The sequence below is a fragment of the Streptomyces sp. SP18BB07 genome, from assembly GCF_036322545.1.
Lineage (GTDB): Bacteria > Actinomycetota > Actinomycetes > Streptomycetales > Streptomycetaceae > Streptomyces > Streptomyces deccanensis.
Window position 1 is genome coordinate 1 of sequence record NZ_JAQYWT010000277.1, and the last position, 19,316, is coordinate 19,316.

The following is a 19,316-nucleotide window of genomic DNA, read 5'->3' on the forward strand; positions in this document are numbered from 1 at the left end:
CATGGCGACCGTGGTGGTCGTCTTGTCCCCGGTGTGGGTGAGGTCGTCGATGCCCGCGGACGCGGACGTCATCACGGCCTCGGTACGCAGCGGGTTGATCTCCGAGACGGCCCCGACGAACGTGGTCTTGCCCACGCCGAAACCGCCCGCCACCACGATCTTCGCCGAGGTGGTGGCCCGCCCCGATTCAGAGCTTCCGAAGTCCACTGAGAACCCTTTCCAGCAGAGTCACGTCCGGGGCGCCACCGGCGTTCTCGTCGCCACCGGGCTGATGGATCGCGACGAGTCCGGCCTCGGCGAGGTCCGCGACCAGGATCCGGGCCACACCGAGCGGCATGGACAGCAGGGCCGACACCTCGGCCACCGACTTCACCTCGTGGCACAGGTGGCAGATCCGCTGGTGCTCGGGGAGCAGCCCCATCAGGTGCGCGGGGTCTGCCGTCGTGCTGATCAGCGCCTCGAGGGCGAGCTGGTAACGCGGCCGCGTCCGGCCACCGGTCATGGCGTACGGCCGTACCAGCGGCTGGTCGCCCTCGTCTCCGTACGGCTCTGCGTACGGATCGTGAGGAGCGGTGGGCGGGGTCATTGATCCTCCGAGCGGGACAGCAAGTCGGTCAGTCGTGCCGTCTGACGGGGGCCGGTGGGGGGACTGTGTCGGCCGGACGGTGATGTGGTGAGTTCTGTTGATCCGCAGGCGTCAGTGGAGCAAACTGCCTTGGAGTTCGGCGCGCAGGTCGGGCGTGAGCACGGCGCCCGCGCGGTCGACGAGCAGCGCCATCTCGTAACCGACCAGGCCGATGTCGCACTCGGGGTGGGCGAGGACGGCCAGGGACGATCCGTCGGAGACGGACATCAGGAAGAGAAAACCGCGTTCCATCTCGACCACCGTCTGGGCCACGTCCCCGCCCTCGAAGATCCGGGACGCCCCGGCCGTGAGCGAGGTGAGTCCCGAGGCGACGGCCGCGAGCTGATCGGCACGGTCGCGCGGAAAGCCTTCCGACATCGCCAGAAGAAGACCGTCGGCGGACACGACGACGGTGTGGGACACCCCGGGGGTGTTGTCCACGAAGTTGGTGATCAACCAGTTGAGGTTCTGTGCCGCTTGGCTCATCTGGCTCAACTAACGCTCCTGCTGGTGAGTGGGGCTCGGGAAGCTGCCGGTCTGGCCGTTGCCGGCCTGTCGACCCTGCGCGATGCCCCGACGGAGATTGGTCAGCCGGCCGCGTACGTCGTCAGGCGAACGCGAGACCTGCGGACCGGTTTGGTGCTGTTGCTGCTGAGCCGTGCCCGGCACGAGGTTGGCGCGCGGGACCCGGCGCGGCAGGCCGGAGGTGGTGACCCCGCCCGCCGAAGGCTGACGGGCTCGTTCGGCCTGGCGGACCAGGTCGTCGTTGGGTGTGCTGCGCCAGGTGGGGGAAGCAGGCGCGGCGGGAGCCGCCGGACGCTGGGGGGCGGCCGGAGTCTGGGGAGCCGGAGCGGTGTGCTGCTGCGGCGCGGAACCGTTGCCCTGCTGCTGGCCGTTCTGGCCGCCCTGACCGTGGAACCAGTTGGTCTCCAGCGTGTCGTACAGCGGGGTACGGCCGTCCATCGGGCCCGTGGCCGGGGGCAGTGCCTCCGGCTCCTGCGGGCGCGCGGGACGCTGCGGGGGCACCGGGGGACGCTGCGGCGGCACCGGCGGGCGGGGCGCGCCGTAGCTCTCCCCGTTGACCTGCGGCCGCTCGAACTGACCGGTGTCCTGCGGGTTCTGCCTGCCCTGGCCACCGAACTGCCCGGTGCCCTGACCGTTCGGCTGACCGGGCGCGGGGAACTGGCCGGTGTCCTGCGGGTTCTGCCGGCCCGGAGCCGGGAACTGGCCCGTGCCGGAGCCGTCGTAGCCCGGCGTGGCGAACTGGCCGGTGGACGACGGGTCCTGCGGGGCGCCGCGGGACGGACCGGTGGGCGCCGGCGGAGCACCGGCCCCGCCGAACACGTCGGAGCGGAGGTAGGAACCGGTGCCGTTCTGCGGTGCGTCCGCACCGGGACGCCGGCTGTCGAAGTCGCCCTGCGGGGGACGCGGGAAGTCGTTGGAGGAGCCCGGAGCCTGGTAGGGGTCCACGCGCGGCATCGGCGCGGTGACGTCCGGCTGCTCCTCGTGGCCGCGCGGGGCGTCCAGCGAGGCGCGCGGCACCGGCGGCTGCGCGTTGTCGTCGCTCCAGCTCGGCCGCGCCGGGGCATTGCCACCGGGCAGCTCGGCGCGCGGGCCACCGCGGCCGGGCAGCTGCGGGCGCCGCCTGCCGGAACGTTCCTTGCCCTGCTTCGGCGGCACGGCGCCCGGGCCGTTGTCGGCCCCGCCCGGCCGTCCCGCCCCGGCGTCACCGGGTCCGCCGGCCGGGCGCAGGCCCGAGCCGGTCGGGAAGCCACCCTGGCGCCCGGAGTCGTCGAAGCTCTCGAAGCCGCCCGGACCACCGGTCCCGGCCGCCTGCAGCCCCTGCGGGGCACCCGGCGCCTGACCGCCGCCGAACCCGCCGGCACCGGCGCCCGCCGGAGCCGGCCGGCCGCCCTGAGGGGGCATCGGCGGACCGCCCTGGGGCCCACGGGGGCCGCCGGGGTTGCCGAAGCCGCCCGGACCGCTGGGGTTGCCGGGCAGCGCGGCCCGCGGACCCTGGCCCGCACCGACCTGCCCACGCTGCGGGGCGCCGCCCAGCAGCCCGCCACTGGCGGAGGGGCCGCCGAGCGGCGGGCCCGACTGGTTGCCCGCCTGGCGACGCGCGGCGGCGGCACCGGCCGCGGCCTGCGCGGCGGCGGGGCCACCGGTGGACGGGGCGCCCTGGCCGGGCTTGCCCGGGGTGGGCTTCTTGTTGCCCTGCGCCACGTCGACGGGAAGCATGACGAGCGCGGTCGTACCGCCCGAGTCGGACGGACGCAGCTGGATACGGATGCCGTGGCGCTGCGACAGACGACCGACCACGAACAGACCCATGCGGCGGGAGACCGACACGTCCACGGTGGGCGGCGAGGCGAGCCGCTCGTTGATCGCCGCGAGGTCCTCGGGCGAGAGGCCGATACCGGTGTCGTGGATCTCGATCAGGACGCGGCCGTCGGGCAGCGCGTGACCGGTGACCTTGACCTTGGTCTGCGGCGAGGAGAACGAGGTGGCGTTCTCCAGCAGCTCGGCGAGCAGGTGCACGAGGTCGTTGACCACGCGGCCGGCGACCTCGGTCGTCGGCACGGAGGCCAGCTCGATGCGCTCGTACTGCTCCACCTCGGACGCGGCGGCGCGGAGCACGTCGACCAGCGGGACCGGACGGGTCCAGCGGCGGCCGGGCTCTTCACCGGCGAGAACGAGGAGGTTCTCACCGTTACGGCGCATGCGGGTGGCGAGGTGGTCGAGCTTGAAGAGGGAGGACAGCTGGTCCGGGTCTGCCTCGCGGGACTCCAGTTCGGAGATGAGCGACAGCTGACGCTGGATGAGGCCCTGGGAGCGGCGCGAGAGGTTGGTGAACATCGCGTTGACGTTGCCCCGCAGGAGGGCCTGCTCGGCGGCGAGGCGGACGGCCTCGCGGTGCACGTCGTCGAAGGCCGCGGCCACCTGGCCGATCTCGTCCCGGGAGTGCACACCGACCGACTCGACGGAGGTGTCGACGTCCTGCGGGTCCGACTCCGACAGCTGCTTGACCAGCTCGGGCAGCCGGTCCTGGGCGACCTTGGTCGCGGTGTCCTGGAGGCGCCGCAGCGAGCGGATCATGGACCGGGCCACGACGAAGGCGCCGACCAGGGAGACACCGAGGACGAGCAGGATCAGCGCACCGGAGATGATCGCCTCTTGCTCGGCGTCGGCGCGCAGGTTACGAGCGGTCTGCTCCATCTCCTCCAGGAGCGAACCCTCGATCTTCTTCATCTGCTCGATCTTGGCAGAGGAGTCGTCGGTCCAGTCCTTGTACGAGCGGTTGTCCTGACCGCCCAGACCGCCGGCGCTGGCGAGCACCCGGTCCGCGTAGACGTCGGCCGCCTCGATGGTGGGGCTCGCGTCGTCGATCGGCTTGGTCAGTTCCTCGGCACCGGATCCGTAGATGTCGGAGAAGGTGCTGCGGTCCGACTCCTCGTTCGACAGCGCCGAGTTCGCGTAGAGGCGGTCGTTCTCGTAGAGCTTGCCGGCCTTGTCGTCGGTGGCGGGCAGCGCCGCCGCGATGACCGCGCGCTGGATGGAGGCGTACTCCTTCGCGGAGGAGAAGGCCGCCAGGGCACGGGTCCGCTTGATCATGTCCGGGTTGCTGGTGGCCTCGGCCATGTCCGTGGACAGTTCCAGCAGCTGGGAGATCAGACGGTGGTAGGCCTCGACCGTCTGCGTGGAGTTCTTGGGGTCCACGTAGGCGTTCTTGCGGATGCTGCTGAGGTTGTAGAGCTCGCGCACCACCCGGACGAGGCTGTCGCGGACGCCGGGCATCTTCGCGGTGGTGTTCGCGGTCTCCGCGGCCTGGGTCGCGTCCGTGAACTGGATGCGGGCCTGGTCCGTCTTCTCGCGGGTGCCCTTGACGGTGAAGTCGGTGGCGTCCAGGCCGTGGGCGAGGGGACCGGCGGACAGGTCGCGCTCCTGCTGGAGCGCGGCGGCGAGCTCGGTCGCCTGCTTCGTCATGTCGGTCAGCAGCCGCATGTTGTCGAGCTGCTGGATGTCGTCCACGTTGTCGCCGATACGCAGGGCACCGAGCGAGGTCGCCGCCACCACGGGGAGCGCGAGCAGCGACACGAGACGGGTCGAGATGCGCCAGTTGCGCAGGGCTATTCGGGAGCCGCCTCCGGCGCCCGCCTTGGTGCCGCCCTTGGGCTTGCCGGGCGGCACGGGAGCAACTGACGCGCCGGGGCGCCCGGAGCGCTCCCCGCCGTCGCCGATCTCCGCCGGACCCGGGTTCTGGGCGTGCTGGGGGGAGGAACCGTTACCGGTTCCGATGTGTGGCTCCGGCTCCGCCGAAGCGCTGCCATCCCTCTTGAAACGTCCCTGCACTAGCGTCGCAACCTCTGGACCAGGCGCCCCACCGCGTGAACGGCGGGACGGTGTCGGCGTCTTCGGGGGCGCCCTGAATACGTCCCCAATTGGTGGTCGTGAGTGACCGGCGCTGGCTCCCCCTTCCACCGCCGCCAGGCGCTCTTCTCTGCGCCCCTGCGCGCCGGCACGATCCTGCGGCGGTCCGTGGAATTCCAGCACAGTGCCGGATCTCCAACAAGGCCAATGGGTAACGGTCTGTTCACTGTGACAGCATGTGAGGACTACGTCACCAGGCGTGGAAGGTGTTTCCGCCTATTACGGACATACCCGTGCGATCCAGGGGTGTCAGTGGGGTGTCCCAGTCGCCATGATCAGGAGCGGAATGCGTGCTTCAGGTGCTTGATGTCCGTTTCGGGGAGGCGGGTTGATGGCCTGAATTGCCCGTTTTACCCATGACTGAGTGAGCAAACTCACACGCCGATCATGCCTTCTTCACGACTTGACCCGGGAATCGGATGTTTAGCCTGACGCTTTACAGGGATGGCGAATCCGACAACCCGCGCTTGTGGGGCGGCCCTTGTGGCCCGCCCGGCGCCCGTACACGACGAGGTCCAGGACAACAGTGAAGACGACGACGATGTTCCGCACGATAGCCAACCCCCGGCGCACGACCCTGGCCCACCTCGAAGACGCCGAGGACCTGCGCACGCCGGAGCAGGAGCACTCCGTCGACCTCCCCTCCGTGACCGCCAACCCCCGCCGGACGATCCTGATGACGGTCCCGGTCCAGCCGGCGGAGTAGTTGCACGGTCAAGTACGCGCGGAATCCGCCGATCACTCAAGCCGGTTCCGGTGAAGAAACGGCGGATTCCGGTGAGGACTTGGGGGAAGGGCGCCCGGCCCGAGCCGGGCGCCCTTCCCCATGCCCGCCGCACTCAAATGCGCGAGGCGGGGACCCGGCCCCGCGTTAGCCTGGACCGTCAGACTCCAGCCAGCTCACTTAAGGGGCGCAAGCATCCCGTGCGCATCGCCAGGTTCTCCATCGACGGGAACGTAGCCTTCGGCGCGGTCGAGGGCGACAAGCCGGACGAGCTCGTCCTCGACATCATCAAGGGCATTCCGTTCGCGGACTTCGAGCTCTCCGGGACGAAGGTCCCGGTCAACAAGGTCAGGCTGCTGCCGCCGGTGCTCCCCAACAAGGTCGTGGCCTTCGGCCGCAACTACGCCGAGCACGCCCGCGAGCTGGGCAACGAGGTCCCCGACGCCCCGTTCGCCTTCTTCAAGCCCGCCACCTCGGTGATCGGCCCGGGCGACGAGATCCAGTACCCCTCGTTCTCCGAGGACCTCCACCACGAGGCCGAGCTGGCCGTCGTCATCGGCCGGATGTGCCGAGAGGTCCCGCGAGCACGCGTCAAGGACGTGATCTTCGGCTACACCTGCGCCAACGACATCACCGCCCGTGACGTCCAGAAGCGCGAGAAGCAGTGGGCCCGCGCCAAGGGCTTCGACACCGCCTGCCCGCTGGGCCCCTGGGTGGAGACCGACCTCGACCCGGCCGACCTGACCATCCAGCTCACCGTCAACGGCGCACAACGCCAGCTCGGCCGGACGAGCGAGATGATCAACTCCATCGAGGACCTGATCGTCAACATCACCGAGGCCATGACGCTGCTCCCCGGCGACGTCATCCTCACGGGCACCCCGGCAGGGGTCGGCCCCCTCAACGTCGGCGACGAGGTCGCCGTCACCATCGAAGGCATCGGCACTCTCACCAACAAGGTGATCAAGCGTGGCTAACGGCTCCGTCCGCGTACGTTTCTGTCCGTCCCCGACCGGCAACCCCCATGTGGGTCTGGTCCGCACGGCCCTGTTCAACTGGGCGTACGCCCGCCACACCGGCGGCACGTTCGTCTTCCGCATCGAGGACACCGACGCGGCCCGCGACTCCGAGGAGTCCTACGAGCAGCTCCTGGACTCGCTGCGCTGGCTGGGCTTCACCTGGGACGAGGGCCCCGAGGTCGGCGGCCCGCACGCGCCGTACCGCCAGTCGCAGCGCATGGAGACGTACAAGGAGGTGGCCGAGAAGCTCAAGGACGCCGGCCACGCCTACTCCTGCTACTGCACCGCCTCCGAGCTGGAGGAGCGCCGCGACGCCGCCCGCGCCGCCGGAAGGCCCTCCGGCTACGACGGCAAGTGCCGCGAGGTCACCCCGGAGCAGAAGGCCCGGTACGAGGCGGAGGGCCGCGAGCCGATCGTCCGCTTCCGGATGCCCGACGAGACGATCACCTTCACGGACCTGGTCCGCGGTGAGCTGACCTTCACCCCGGAGAACGTGCCGGACTACGGCATCGTCCGCGCCAACGGCGCCCCGCTCTACACGCTCGTCAACCCCGTCGACGACGCCCTGATGGAGATCACCCACGTCCTGCGCGGCGAGGACCTGCTCTCCTCCACGCCCCGGCAGATCGCCCTCTACAAGGCGCTGATCGAACTGGGCATCGCCAAGGAGGTCCCGTCCTTCGGGCACCTGCCGTACGTGATGGGCGAGGGCAACAAGAAGCTGTCGAAGCGCGACCCGCAGTCGTCGCTCAACCTCTACCGCGAGCGCGGCTTCCTCCCCGAGGGCCTGCTCAACTACCTCTCCCTCCTCGGCTGGTCGCTCTCCGCCGACCAGGACATCTTCACGATCGAGGAGATGGTCGCCGCCTTCGACGTCGCCGACGTGAACCCCAACCCGGCCCGCTTCGACCTGAAGAAGGCCGAGGCGATCAACGCCGACCACATCCGTCTGCTGGATGTGAAGGAGTTCACCGAGCGCTGCGCCCCGTGGCTGAGGGCCCCCTTCGCCCCCTGGGCGCCGGAGGACTTCGACGAGGCCAAGTGGGAGGCCATCGCCCCGCACGCGCAGACCCGGCTCAAGGTCCTCTCGGAGATCACGGAGAACGTGGACTTCCTGTTCCTGCCGGAGCCGGCCGAGGACGAGGCCAGCTGGGCCAAGGCCATGAAGGAGGGCTCCGATGCCCTGCTCCGCACGGCCCGCGAGAAGCTGGAGTCCGCCGACTGGACCTCGGCCGAGTCCCTGAAGGAGGCCGTCCTGGCCGCCGGCGAGGCCCACGGCCTGAAGCTCGGCAAGGCCCAGGCCCCCGTCCGCGTCGCCGTCACCGGCCGCACGGTCGGCCTCCCCCTCTTCGAGTCTCTGGAGATCCTGGGCAAGGAGAAGACGCTGGCACGGATCGACGCGGCCCTGGCGAAGCTCGCGGCGTGACGCACGGTACGTGAGGGGCGGCACCCAGGGTTCCGGGTGCCGCCCCTTCGGCATCCTCCGGACAGGGCGGCCGACCTCGGGCTACGGTCGGTTCCATGAACATCAAGGCCGTGCTCTGGGACGTCGACGACACCCTTTTCGACTACACCGCGGCCGACCGCGCCGGAATGCGCGCCCACTTGGGCGTCGAGGGACTCCTCCACGGATACGACTCCGTCGACCAGGCGATCACGCGCTGGAAGGACCTCACCAGCCTGCACTGGCGGCGTTACGCGGCCGGCGAGGGCGACTGGGAGGCCACCCGGCGCGACCGCGTCCGGGACTTCCTCGGCGAACCGCTGACCGACCCGGAGGCGGACGCCTGGTTCGAGCGGTACGTCGCCCACTACGAGCGCGCCTGGTCGCTCTTCCCGGACGTCCTGCCCGTTCTGGACGCCCTCGCGGCCAGCCACCGGCACGCGGTCCTGTCCAACTCCAGCCTCCCCGTCCAGGAGCGCAAGCTGCGCGCCCTCGGCGTGTGGGACCGCTTCGAGACGGTGCTGTGCGCCGAGCAACTGGGTGTCCACAAGCCGGCCGCCGAGGCGTTCCACGTCGCCTGCGAGGCATTGGAACTGCCTCCGCACGAGGTCGCGTACGTCGGTGACCACCCGGAGATCGACGGCCGGGGCGCCGCCGACGCCGGTCTGCTGTCCGTCTGGATCGATCGCGACGGTCTCCACGCGACCGTCGACCCGCCCGTCGGACCGCACCGTATCGCCACCCTCACCGAACTCCCCGCGATCCTCGGCTCCGATACCCGTTTTGGAGCGCCGTCCACCTTCGGGTAATGTTCTTTCTGCGCCGCCGGGGAGCGGGCCGAAAGGCCGGAACCGACGGAGCAAGCTAGAACAAGATCCCCTTCGGGGCTTGCGTTCCAGTGGCCTATGGTGTAATTGGCAGCACGACTGATTCTGGTTCAGTTAGTCTTGGTTCGAGTCCAGGTAGGCCAGCTCGCAGAGCTCATCTGCAGGCGGAGATCAACTCCGCGAAGCCCCCGTTGTGTAGCGGCCTAGCACGCTGCCCTCTCAAGGCCGTAGCGCCGGTTCGAATCCGGTCGGGGGTACAGATCCTTCCCGCGGGGAGAGTTCGGGTCGCACCCCCTCACCTCGATGCAGGATCGCTAGGGCCCCCGTTGTGTAGCGGCCTAGCACGCCGCCCTCTCAAGGCGGTAGCGCCGGTTCGAATCCGGTCGGGGGTACTGACTGGTCTAAACCACATTGGTCTATGGTGTAATTGGCAGCACGACTGATTCTGGTTCAGTTAGTCTTGGTTCGAGTCCAGGTAGACCAGCTCGGACCTGCAGCGGTGCAGTACTGAACGCTTGCAGGCTCCACGCCCCCGTTGTGTAGCGGCCTAGCACGCCGCCCTCTCAAGGCGGTAGCGCCGGTTCGAATCCGGTCGGGGGTACGTTCCACGAAGGCCCTCCACCTCGGTGGAGGGCCTTCGTCATGTCCAACTCGGCACACGGGCCCATGAGTTCCGCGACACGAGAGAAGGCCTGCCGCGGCGTTGAGGCAGGCCTTCTTCGTGGTGGGACGGACGCTTCGAGGGGTCAGCCGGTGCGGCGCAGGGCCTCCGAGAGGCGGCCCGCGGCGTCGATCACCGCCTGGGCGTGCATACGGCCGGGGTGGCGGGTCAGCCGCTCGATGGGGCCGGAGACGGAGACCGCGGCGACCACACGGTTCGACGGCCCGCGTACCGGGGCGGAGACCGAGGCCACACCCGGCTCCCGCTCGCCGATGGACTGGGCCCAGCCCCGGCGCCGTACACCCGAGAGGGCGGTGGCGGTGAAACGGGCGCCCTGCAGACCGCGGTGCAGGCGCTCGGGCTCCTCCCAGGCCATCAGGATCTGCGCCGAGGAGCCGGCCTTCATCGTGAGGGTCGAACCGACCGGGACCGTGTCCCGCAGGCCGGACAGGCGCTCCGCCGCGGCGACGCAGATGCGCATGTCGCCCTGGCGGCGGTAGAGCTGAGCGCTCTCGCCCGTCACATCCCGTAGATGGGTGAGCACCGGTCCCGCCGTCGCGAGGAGGCGGTCCTCGCCGGCGGCCGCGGCCAGCTCTGCCAGCCGGGGGCCGAGGATGAAACGGCCCTGCATGTCGCGTGCCACCATGCGGTGGTGTTCCAGAGCCACGGCCAGGCGGTGGGCCGTGGGCCGTGCGAGTCCCGTGGCGCCGACCAGACCCGCGAGGGTGGCCGGACCGGACTCCAGAGCGCTCAGGACCAGGGCCGCCTTGTCCAGAACGCCGACGCCGCTACTGTTGTCCATGCAACGATACTCGCGTCTCACTCTGTGAAACGCAAGTTCAATTTCGCGTGGACCTTGCCACTCTGGAAGCAGAACAACAACGGCTCGCGGACCGACGAGCCCGGCGGCCTGCGCGCGCCACGAGGGGATTCGCGCGCTCGCCACCTCCGATATCTCTAGTTGGGCCGACACGCTGCCGCGTCGGCCGGAGGGAAAGCGATGGGTAGGACACTCGCGGAGAAGGTCTGGGACGACCATGTCGTCCGGCGCGCCGAGGGCGAGCCCGACCTCCTCTTCATCGATCTGCACCTGCTGCACGAGGTGACCAGCCCCCAGGCCTTCGACGGTCTCCGCAAGAGCGGGCGGAAGGTGCGCCGGCTCGACCTGACCATCGCCACCGAGGACCACAACACCCCCACCCTCGATATCGACAAGCCCATCGCGGACCCGGTCTCCCGTGTCCAGCTGGAGACGCTGCGCGCGAACGCCGCCGAGTTCGGTGTGCGTCTGCACCCGCTGGGCGACGTCGAGCAGGGTGTCGTGCACGTCGTCGGCCCGCAGCTGGGTCTGACCCAGCCCGGCATGACGGTCGTCTGCGGTGACTCCCACACCTCGACGCACGGAGCCTTCGGCGGTCTGGCGTTCGGCATCGGCACCTCCCAGGTGGAGCATGTGCTGGCCACGCAGACGCTGCCGCTGGTCCGCCCCAAGACCATGGCGATCACGGTCGAGGGCGAGCTGGCCGAGGGCGTCACCGCCAAGGACCTGATCCTGGCGATCATTGCCAAGATCGGTACGGGCGGCGGTCAGGGCTATGTCCTGGAGTACCGGGGCGAAGCCATCGAGAATCTCTCGATGGAGGCCCGCATGACCATCTGCAACATGTCGATCGAGGCCGGCGCCCGCGCGGGCATGATCGCCCCCGACCAGACCACCTTCGACTACCTCAAGGGCCGTCCGCACGCCCCCGAGGGCGAGGACTGGGACGCGGCCGTCGCGTACTGGAAGACGCTGAAGACCGACGACGACGCCGAGTTCGACGCCGAGGTGATCATCGACGGCGCCTCCCTGTCGCCGTTCGTCACCTGGGGCACCAACCCCGGCCAGGGCGCGCCGCTTTCGGCCTCGGTCCCCGACCCGGCTTCGTACGAGGACGCTTCGGAGCGCCTCGCCGCCGAAAAGGCCCTGGAGTACATGGGGTTGGAGGCCGGCCAGCCGCTGCGCTCCATCAAGGTGGACACCGTCTTCGTAGGTTCGTGCACCAACGGCCGCATCGAGGACCTGCGCGCCGCCGCCGAGCTGGTCAAGGGCCGCAAAGTCGCCGACGGCGTACGGATGCTGGTCGTCCCCGGCTCCGCGCGGGTCGGTCTGCAGGCCGTGTCCGAGGGCCTGGACGTGGTCTTCAAGGAGGCCGGCGCCGAGTGGCGGCACGCGGGCTGCTCGATGTGTCTGGGCATGAACCCCGACCAGCTGGCCCCCGGTGAGCGCTCCGCGTCCACCTCCAACCGCAACTTCGAGGGCAGGCAGGGCAAGGGCGGCCGTACCCACCTGGTCTCCCCGCAGGTCGCCGCCGCGACGGCCGTCCTCGGCCATCTGGCGTCCCCCGCCGACCTGACCGACGCCACCGCCCCCGCGCCCGCTGGAGTCTGAACAGTCATGGAAGCATTCACCACACACACCGGCCGGGCCGTCCCGCTGCGCCGCAGCAACGTCGACACCGACCAGATCATCCCCGCCCACTGGCTCAAGAAGGTGACCAGGGACGGCTTCGAGGACGGGCTGTTCGAGGCCTGGCGCAAGGACGAGACCTTCATCCTCAACCAGCCCGAGCGCAAGGGCGCCACCGTCCTGGTCGCCGGACCCGACTTCGGCACCGGCTCCTCCCGTGAGCACGCGGTGTGGGCGCTGCAGAACTACGGCTTCAAGGCGGTCATCTCCTCCCGCTTCGCCGACATCTTCCGCGGCAACTCGCTCAAGAACGGCCTGCTCACGGTCGTCCTGGAGCAGAAGACCGTGGACGCGCTGCAGCAGCTCACGGAGAGCGACCCCGAGGCCGAGATCACCGTCGACCTCCAGGCCCGCGAGGTGCGCGCCGAGGGCATCACCGCCTCCTTCGAGCTGGACGAGAACTCCCGCTGGCGGCTGCTGAACGGCCTCGACGACATCTCCATCACCCTCCAGAACGAGGCCGACATCGCCGCGTACGAGGCCAAGCGCCCCTCGTACAAGCCGAGGACGCTGAAGGTCTGATCCGCCGGCGCGGACCCCCTCTCGGGCGGGCCGCGCAAGGCGGATTCCAGCCACCGCGACACCCCCAGGTACCCCCAATCGTGCACGGTTGGGGGTACCTCCATGTCCGGGTCCGGGCACCTTCGAAGTCATGTGCAGAAAGGTTTCAACTCCCCTAGTTACAAAGGTGATTGCCGGGGTACGCGCATCATGGTGTGGCATCTGCCCGGGGTGCTCCCAGGGCCCCGGGGAGACGGCAGTTGCCCCCTGCGCAGGCGACAACTCGCCCCAGATGGCACAATCTGTGCATGGAACACGACGGCCAACTCGAGCTCTATGCGGCGGTCGCGGGCCAACTCAAGGAAGCGCACGCAAGGGTGCGCTCACTGCAAGTCCCGGAGGGCGTACGCATGGCGCTGACCCGGAAGCTGCTGGTCATTACGGCCGTGGCCAAGCACGATCTCGCCGACGCGGCAAGGCGGCTGGAGAACTTCATGACGGACCTCGACGAGGGGCGAATGCCCGCAGAGGAACGCTGAAGGAACTTCATGACCGTCCGAGTTCGTTGCGGCACAAGGGTGATAAGCCCGTTTCGTGTTTGATTTGCGGTATATATCTGCCTAACGTGCGAAAAAGCTTGAACACTATCGTTCGGGCGATGTCTCCGAAGGGGAAGACGTGAACAAGGCGCAGCTCGTAGAAGCGATTGCGGACAAGGTCGGCGGGCGTCAGCAGGCCGCCGACGCGGTCGACGCTGTTCTGGACGCCATCGTCCGCGCGGTCGTCGGCGGGGACCGGGTGTCGGTCACCGGCTTCGGTTCGTTCGAGAAGGTCGACCGGCCGGCCCGTTACGCCCGCAACCCGCAGACGGGTGAGCGGGTTCGGGTCAAGAAGACCTCCGTACCGAGGTTCCGCGCGGGCCAGGGTTTCAAGGACCTGGTGAGCGGCTCGAAGAAGCTTCCCCGTGGTGGCGAGGTCGCGGTCAAGAAGGCGCCCAAGGGCAGCCTGAGCGGTGGCGCTTCGGCGACGGTCAAGAAGGCGGCGGCGAAGAAGACCACCGCGAAGAAGACGACCGCCCGCAAGACCACGGCCGCCGCCAAGAAGACGACGGCCGCCGCGAAGAAGACCACGGCGAAGAAGACGACCGCCAAGAAGGCCACGACCAAGTCCGCGGCGGCGAAGAAGACGACCGCCAAGAAGACCACGGCGACGGCGAAGAAGACCGCGGCGAAGAAGGCGCCGGCCAAGAAGGCCACCGCGAAGCGGGCCCCGGCCGCGAAGTCGACGGCTCGCAAGACGACCGCGAAGAAGACGGCTGCGCGTCAGGCTTAGAACGCCGGGTACTCACACGCACCGGGCCGGGCTCCCTGTTACTTGGAGCCCGGCCCGCGGCGTGTTTCGGGACTTCTCAGTGCCTCCCCGCCGTTGGGGATCTTGTTCGTGGGCGACTGGCCGGCCGATCGTGGCTGATCGCGCAGTTTCCCGCGCCCCTTTTCGGGGGCGCGGCCTTGGTGAGAGTTCGTTCAGAAGGTCTGCAGGGTGATCAGCGTGATGCGCAGGGCCTCGCCCTCGCCCTCCGTCTCGATGCGGACCCGCTGGCCCGGGCGGAGCAGGCGCAGGGCGCCCGCGTCGAAGGCCGGGGTGTCGAAGGGGAGCGGGGTGCCGTCGTCGAGGAGGACCTGGCCGGTGCGGGTGGCGGGGTCGTAGGTGTACGCGGTGGCCTGCATGGCCGCAGCCTACTGGCCGGGGATCAGCAGGCGCGCGGCTGCCGCGGCCGTACGGGGGCCGACCCCGAGGCCGAGGGCGGCGCGGAGGTCGTCCCCGGTGTCGACGTCCTGGCGTACGGAGTCGACGCCGGTGAGAGCGAGTTCCGCGGCGCCGGAGTGGCGGTGGCGCCGACGGGAGTCGGGGCCGAAGACGGGGGAGAGGTCATGACCGGGGGTCGCAGCCAGCAGGGTCGTACCGGTGCCGGCCGCGTCGGGGAGGAAAGAGCGGGGGAATTCGGCGGCCGCGTCCAGTACGCGGGTCAATTCCCCGGGCCGCAGAGCGGGCAGATCCGCGTTCAGGGCCGCCACGGGGCTTTGCGGGCGTACATCGCGTACGACGGCCGCCGCGTGCCGCAGAGCGGCGTTCAGGCCGTCCCGGGAGCCCTCGCGGGAATCCTCGGGCACGGTGCGGGCGCCCAGGGCCGCCAGCTCGCGCGAGGCGAGCGGGTCGTCCGTGACCACCACCACACCCCGGACCGCCGCGGCGGTCAGGGCCGCGGCCACCGTGTCCTGCGCGAAGGCGAGGGCCAGGCCGGGGCGCACCCCGTCGTCGGCGGTGTCCGAGAGCCTGCTCTTGGCCCGCGCCAGGGGCTTCAGGGGTACGACCAGGGTCCACTGCACGGGCGTTCCGTCCCTCTCTTGTCGCGGCCATTGTCACCTGGACGCAAGGGACGGCCGCAGGGCGGGGCGTACGGTGTTCTCGACAGACCGGCAGCCCGGGGCGACACTTGTGCGGCTCCGGGCCCCCGGAACAGGCCCTGGGAAGTTCTAGAGGAAGGTGTCCGCGTGCCCCGCCGGAGAATCGGCTTCTGGTACCGCCTCGCCGCGGTGATCGCCAAACCACCCCTGGTGGTGCTGATCAAGCGGGACTGGCGTGGAATGGAGAACATTCCGGCCGAGGGTGGATTTATCACTGCCGTGAACCACAATTCGCATGTCGATCCCTTTGCGTACGCCCATTATCAGTACAACAGCGGCCGGGTTCCGCGATTTCTCGCGAAGAGCGGTCTCTTCGGCAAGGGATTCATCGGTGCCGTCATGCGCGGCACCGGCCAGATCCCCGTCTATCGCGAGACCACCGACGCGCTGAGCGCCTTCCGGGCCGCGATCGACGCCGTGGAGCGCGGCGAGTGCGTCGCCTTCTACCCCGAGGGCACCCTCACCCGCGACCCGGACGGCTGGCCCATGACCGGCAAGACCGGTGCCGCGCGGGTCGCCCTGCAGACCAGGTGCCCGGTGATCCCGGTCGCGCAGTGGGGCGCCAACGAACTCCTGCCGCCGTACGCCAAGAAGCCTCACCTCCTGCCGCGCAAGACCCACCACGTCCTCGCGGGCCCGCCCGTCGACCTCTCCCGCTTCTACGGCCGGGAGATGAGCCCCGACCTGCTGAAGGACGCGACGGAGGTCATCATGGCCGCCATCACCCGCCAGCTGGAGGAGATCCGCGGCGAGAAGGCCCCCGCGACGCCGTACGACCCCAAGCGGGAGCGGATCGAGCAGCGGCGCAGGAACGCCCGGGCCGTCCTCGACAATGGGAAGCGGCAACAGCACAGCACGGTCCAGCGGGCCCAGGAACATCAGGAAGAGGGGCAGGGCAAGTGAGCAAGCCGGTCAAGGCGGCCGTGTTCAGCGCCGGTTCATGGGGTACGGCCTTCGGTACGGTGCTCGCCGACGCCGGGTGCGAGGTCACCTTGTGGGCGCGCCGCCCGGAGGTCGCGGACGCGATCAACTCCACGCGGACCAACAGCGACTACCTGCCGGGCCTGGAACTCCCGCGGAACGTGCGGGCCACCACGGACCCGGCCGAGGCCGCCGCCGACGCCGACTTCACGGTCCTGTCCATTCCGTCCCAGACCCTGCGCGCCAACCTCGCCGAATGGGTGCCCCTGCTGGCCCCCGGCACCGTCCTCGTCTCGCTGATGAAAGGCGTCGAACTCGGTTCCGCCATGCGGATGAGCGAGGTGATCGAGGACGTCGCCAAGGTGGGCCAGGACCGCGTCGCCGTCGTCTCCGGGCCCAACCTGGCACGTGAGATCGCCTCCCGCATGCCGGCCGCCTCCGTGGTCGCCTGCACCGACGAGGCCGTCGCCCAGAAGCTCCAGACCGCCTGCCACACGCCGTACTTCCGCCCGTACACCAACACCGACGTCGTCGGCTGCGAGCTGGGCGGCGCGGTGAAGAACGTCATCGGGCTCGCCGTCGGCATCGCGGACGGCATGGGCCTCGGCGACAACGCCAAGGGATCGCTCATCACCCGCGGTCTCGCGGAGACGACCCGGCTCGGTCTCGCGATGGGCGCCGACCCGCTCACGTTCTCCGGACTCGCGGGCCTCGGCGACCTCGTGGCGACCTGTTCCTCGCCGCTCTCCCGCAACCACACCTTCGGCACCAACCTCGGCAAGGGCATGACCCTGCAGGAGACCATCGCGGTCACCAAGCAGACCGCCGAGGGCGTCAAGTCCTGTGAGTCCGTACTGGACTTGGCCCGTCGGCACGGCGTCGACATGCCCATCACCGAGACCGTCGTCGACATCGTCCACGACGGCAAGCCGCCGGTCGTCGCCCTCAAGGAGATGATGTCGCGCAGCGCCAAGCCGGAGCGACGCTGAGCGAAAGCGACCGTTCGGGCACTGACTCGCGCCCTACCACCGGGTACTCTCGACGCGATATGAGCAGCGAGAACCTCCCCCAGAGCCCTGAGCAGCCGTCCCGCAAGCCGCGCGTGGCCGTCGTCTTCGGCGGCCGCAGCTCGGAACACGGGATCTCCGTGGTCACGGCCGGCGCCGTACTGCGTGCCATCGACCGGACGAAGTACGACGTCCTGCCGATCGGCATCACGCGGGACGGCCGTTGGGCGCTCACCGCCGACGAACCGGAGCGGATGGCGATCACCGACCGCCGTACGCCGAGCGTCGACGAACTCGCCGAGTCCCGGGAGGGCGGCGTGATCCTGCCCGTCGACCCCGCCAACCGCGAAGTCGTCTACAGCGAGCCCGGTTCGGTGCCCAAGGCCCTCGGCGAGGTCGACGTCGTCTTCCCCGTCCTGCACGGCCCCTACGGCGAGGACGGCACCCTCCAGGGCCTCCTGGAGCTCTCCGGCGTCCCGTACGTCGGCTCGGGTGTCCTCGCCTCGGCCGTCGGCCAGGACAAGGAGTACATGAAGCGGGTGTTCACCTCGTTCGGGCTCAAGGTCGGCCCGTACGTGGTGATCCGGCCGCGCGAGTGGCAGCTCGACGAGTCCGCCGCCCGCAAGAAGATCATCGACCTCGCCGGTGAGCACGGCTGGCCCCTCTTCGTGAAGCCCGCCCGCGCGGGCTCCTCCATCGGCATCACCAAGGTCGACGACCTCGACGGCCTCGACGAGGCGATCGCCGAGGCCCAGCGCCATGACCCGAAGATCCTGGTCGAGGCGGCCCTGCGCGGCCGCGAGATCGAGTGCGGCGTCCTGGAGTTCGAGGACGGCCCGCGCGCCTCCGTCCCCGCCGAGATCCCGCCGCCCGAGGCCCACGCGTACTACGACTTCGAGGCCAAGTACATCGACTCGACGCCCGGCATCGTCCCGGCCCCGCTGACCCCGGAGGAGACAGCCGAGGTCCAGCGGCTCGCGGTCGACGCCTTCGAGGCGGCCTCCTGCGAGGGCCTGGTCCGCGCCGACTTCTTCCTCACGGAAGACGGCGACTTCGTCATCAACGAGATCAACACGCTCCCCGGCTTCACCCCGATCTCGATGTACCCGGCGATGTGGAAGGCGAGCGGCGTCGAGTACGGCGAACTGGTGGACCGCCTGATCCAGGCGGCCCTGCACAGGCCGACGGGCCTGCGCTGAGCCGTGCCCCTGATGGGCCGAAGGCCCAAAAGGGGCGTGGGGAACTGCGCGATCAGCCACAAACCGGCCCGCAGCCTCCCGACGGCCTCCTGAGGCGCCCCCTTAGGAGGCCACACCTTCGGGAACCGCCTTCTTGATGGCAGGCGCCAGCCCGACGAGGATCGGTGAAGTATCCTCCGCGGCCCGCTCGGCCGTCACCGACACCTCCACGTACACGGAGCGATTGGCTGTCGTGAAGCGGTAAGCGCCTCCGTCCCGCTTCTCCATCAGCCAGTCCACCCCGTCGACGGCCCCGGCCACCGCGTCGGCGTCGCGCCCCTCGGCCACCCCGGGGTCGACCATCTTGGGCGGCTGGGGCACCCCGCAGCGCAGTATGATCACCGCGTCGCCCCAGCCCGCCGTCAGCGACGACGCGGGCTGAGGATCCCGGCGGTCGAGACCGTCCACCTTCCGCGGCAGCACCTCGTCCAGGTTCCGGCACAGTTTCGCGGCGGCGGCCCCCGGGCTGGGAACCGCCGCCGAGCCGCTGTCGTCTGCTGAGGAGCAGCCCGCGACGGCGATCAACGAAACGGCCAGGACGGGCAGCCCGAGACGAGCGGGGCGCCGGTGACGGAACGAGTTCACCGGCCAAGGGTAGACGGGGGCTACAGGTGAACGACCGGGCAGGTCAGGGTGCGGGTGATCCCGTCCACTTGCTGGACCTTCGCGACCACCAGCCGGCCGAGGTCGTCGACGGTGTCGGCCTGGGCGCGCACGATGACGTCGTACGGGCCCGTCACGTCCTCGGCCTGGATGACCCCAGGGAGCTTGCTGATCGTGTCGGCGACGGTCGACGCTTTGCCGACCTCCGTCTGGATCAGGATGTACGCCTGTACCACGGAACCTCCAGGGCGGCCACGAGGATCATGTGGATCATGTCGGGAAAAGGAACGCCACGGTATCGCGTCGCCGAGCACCAGGGGGAGACCCCTGGAGGCCGCGCC

General features: G+C 70.0%; 19 protein-coding genes, 5 tRNA genes and 1 pseudogene. 16 read left to right on the forward strand and 9 right to left on the reverse strand.

What is annotated here, in order from left to right; translation table 11 throughout:
* From PUR53_RS14000 to PUR53_RS14015, 4 genes and pseudogenes are all read right to left on the reverse strand, one after another.
* Positions 1–207, reverse strand: a pseudogene (locus tag PUR53_RS14000) (ATP-binding protein); the annotation flags it as partial.
* A complete protein-coding gene (locus tag PUR53_RS14005) occupies positions 188–586 on the reverse strand; it encodes a DUF742 domain-containing protein (RefSeq protein WP_009314205.1) in 399 nt (132 codons plus the stop codon). The pseudogene PUR53_RS14000 and the gene PUR53_RS14005, both read right to left, overlap by 20 nt.
* 111 nt (positions 587–697) lie before the next feature.
* Entirely contained in the window at positions 698–1,111 is a 414-nt protein-coding gene (locus PUR53_RS14010) for a roadblock/LC7 domain-containing protein (RefSeq protein ID WP_005479910.1), read from the reverse strand.
* 9 nt (positions 1,112–1,120) lie between these two features.
* Positions 1,121–4,978, reverse strand: coding sequence for a sensor histidine kinase (locus PUR53_RS14015; RefSeq protein ID WP_329908464.1), 3,858 nt, complete (start codon positions 4,976–4,978; stop codon positions 1,121–1,123).
* Positions 4,979–5,582: 604 nt separating this feature from the next.
* On the opposite strand from PUR53_RS14015, the gene PUR53_RS14020 reads away from it, so the two are divergent.
* From PUR53_RS14020 to PUR53_RS14060, 9 genes are all read left to right on the forward strand, one after another.
* Entirely contained in the window at positions 5,583–5,762 is a 180-nt protein-coding gene (locus tag PUR53_RS14020) for a hypothetical protein (protein ID WP_329895078.1), read from the forward strand.
* Between the two features lie 218 nt (positions 5,763–5,980).
* Positions 5,981–6,757 (forward strand): fumarylacetoacetate hydrolase family protein, encoded by a 777-nt coding sequence (locus PUR53_RS14025; protein ID WP_329895077.1) that lies wholly within the window; start codon positions 5,981–5,983, stop codon positions 6,755–6,757.
* On the forward strand, positions 6,750–8,225 hold the full coding sequence (gene gltX / locus PUR53_RS14030) for a glutamate--tRNA ligase (RefSeq protein ID WP_329908465.1): 1,476 nt from the start codon (positions 6,750–6,752) through the stop codon (positions 8,223–8,225). The genes PUR53_RS14025 and gltX overlap by 8 nt, the downstream gene beginning before the upstream one ends.
* A gap of 95 nt (positions 8,226–8,320) precedes the next feature.
* The gene (locus tag PUR53_RS14035) at positions 8,321–9,052 is read left to right on the forward strand and encodes an HAD family hydrolase (protein WP_329895075.1); all 732 of its coding nucleotides are present in this window, start codon (positions 8,321–8,323) and stop codon (positions 9,050–9,052) included.
* 90 nt (positions 9,053–9,142) lie between these two features.
* Positions 9,143–9,214: transfer RNA gene (locus tag PUR53_RS14040), tRNA-Gln, on the forward strand.
* A 40-nt stretch (positions 9,215–9,254) separates the two neighbouring features.
* A tRNA-Glu gene (locus PUR53_RS14045) sits at positions 9,255–9,327 on the forward strand.
* A 62-nt stretch (positions 9,328–9,389) separates the two neighbouring features.
* Positions 9,390–9,462: transfer RNA gene (locus PUR53_RS14050), tRNA-Glu, on the forward strand.
* Positions 9,463–9,482: 20 nt separating this feature from the next.
* A tRNA-Gln gene (locus PUR53_RS14055) sits at positions 9,483–9,554 on the forward strand.
* A 44-nt stretch (positions 9,555–9,598) separates the two neighbouring features.
* Positions 9,599–9,671, forward strand: a tRNA-Glu gene (locus PUR53_RS14060).
* A 145-nt stretch (positions 9,672–9,816) separates the two neighbouring features.
* Here the strand turns inward: PUR53_RS14060 and ndgR are convergent.
* The gene (gene ndgR, locus PUR53_RS14065) at positions 9,817–10,533 is read right to left on the reverse strand and encodes an IclR family transcriptional regulator NdgR (RefSeq protein WP_020270051.1); all 717 of its coding nucleotides are present in this window, start codon (positions 10,531–10,533) and stop codon (positions 9,817–9,819) included.
* A 198-nt stretch (positions 10,534–10,731) separates the two neighbouring features.
* On the opposite strand from ndgR, the gene leuC reads away from it, so the two are divergent.
* From leuC to PUR53_RS14085, 4 genes are all read left to right on the forward strand, one after another.
* Positions 10,732–12,162: a 3-isopropylmalate dehydratase large subunit gene (leuC, locus tag PUR53_RS14070; protein WP_329895074.1), complete on the forward strand. Its 1,431-nt coding sequence runs from the start codon at positions 10,732–10,734 to the stop codon at positions 12,160–12,162.
* A 6-nt stretch (positions 12,163–12,168) separates the two neighbouring features.
* Positions 12,169–12,762: a 3-isopropylmalate dehydratase small subunit gene (gene leuD / locus PUR53_RS14075; protein ID WP_329895073.1), complete on the forward strand. Its 594-nt coding sequence runs from the start codon at positions 12,169–12,171 to the stop codon at positions 12,760–12,762.
* A 287-nt stretch (positions 12,763–13,049) separates the two neighbouring features.
* Positions 13,050–13,280 (forward strand): hypothetical protein, encoded by a 231-nt coding sequence (locus PUR53_RS14080; protein ID WP_329895072.1) that lies wholly within the window; start codon positions 13,050–13,052, stop codon positions 13,278–13,280.
* Positions 13,281–13,419: 139 nt separating this feature from the next.
* A complete protein-coding gene (locus tag PUR53_RS14085; RefSeq protein WP_239757458.1) occupies positions 13,420–14,073 on the forward strand; it encodes an HU family DNA-binding protein in 654 nt (217 codons plus the stop codon).
* Between the two features lie 191 nt (positions 14,074–14,264).
* Here the strand turns inward: PUR53_RS14085 and PUR53_RS14090 are convergent, their stop codons facing one another.
* Both PUR53_RS14090 and cofC read right to left on the reverse strand, forming a co-directional pair.
* A complete protein-coding gene (locus PUR53_RS14090) occupies positions 14,265–14,468 on the reverse strand; it encodes a hypothetical protein (protein ID WP_033526894.1) in 204 nt (67 codons plus the stop codon).
* A 9-nt stretch (positions 14,469–14,477) separates the two neighbouring features.
* Positions 14,478–15,128 (reverse strand): 2-phospho-L-lactate guanylyltransferase, encoded by a 651-nt coding sequence (gene cofC, locus PUR53_RS14095; RefSeq protein ID WP_329908466.1) that lies wholly within the window; start codon positions 15,126–15,128, stop codon positions 14,478–14,480.
* 165 nt (positions 15,129–15,293) lie between these two features.
* On the opposite strand from cofC, the gene PUR53_RS14100 reads away from it, so the two are divergent.
* The 3 genes from PUR53_RS14100 to PUR53_RS14110 are packed head-to-tail and all read left to right on the forward strand — an operon-like array spanning position 15,294 to position 18,333.
* Positions 15,294–16,109: a lysophospholipid acyltransferase family protein gene (locus tag PUR53_RS14100; RefSeq protein WP_329895070.1), complete on the forward strand. Its 816-nt coding sequence runs from the start codon at positions 15,294–15,296 to the stop codon at positions 16,107–16,109.
* Positions 16,106–17,116 carry an NAD(P)H-dependent glycerol-3-phosphate dehydrogenase gene (locus PUR53_RS14105; RefSeq protein ID WP_329895069.1) on the forward strand — a complete coding sequence of 337 codons (1,011 nt, stop codon included), beginning with the start codon at positions 16,106–16,108 and terminating at the stop codon, positions 17,114–17,116. Before PUR53_RS14100 ends, PUR53_RS14105 begins: the two co-directional genes overlap by 4 nt.
* A 59-nt stretch (positions 17,117–17,175) precedes the next feature.
* Positions 17,176–18,333 (forward strand): D-alanine--D-alanine ligase family protein, encoded by a 1,158-nt coding sequence (locus PUR53_RS14110; RefSeq protein ID WP_329895068.1) that lies wholly within the window; start codon positions 17,176–17,178, stop codon positions 18,331–18,333.
* A 102-nt stretch (positions 18,334–18,435) separates the two neighbouring features.
* Here PUR53_RS14110 and PUR53_RS14115 read toward each other — a convergent pair whose 3' ends face one another.
* Together PUR53_RS14115 and PUR53_RS14120 are read right to left on the reverse strand one after the other, a co-directional pair.
* Positions 18,436–18,957, reverse strand: coding sequence for a DUF3515 domain-containing protein (locus PUR53_RS14115; protein ID WP_329895067.1), 522 nt, complete (start codon positions 18,955–18,957; stop codon positions 18,436–18,438).
* A 20-nt stretch (positions 18,958–18,977) separates the two neighbouring features.
* Positions 18,978–19,211, reverse strand: coding sequence for an Lrp/AsnC family transcriptional regulator (locus PUR53_RS14120; protein WP_033526900.1), 234 nt, complete (start codon positions 19,209–19,211; stop codon positions 18,978–18,980).
* Between the last annotated feature and the right edge of the window lie 105 nt (positions 19,212–19,316).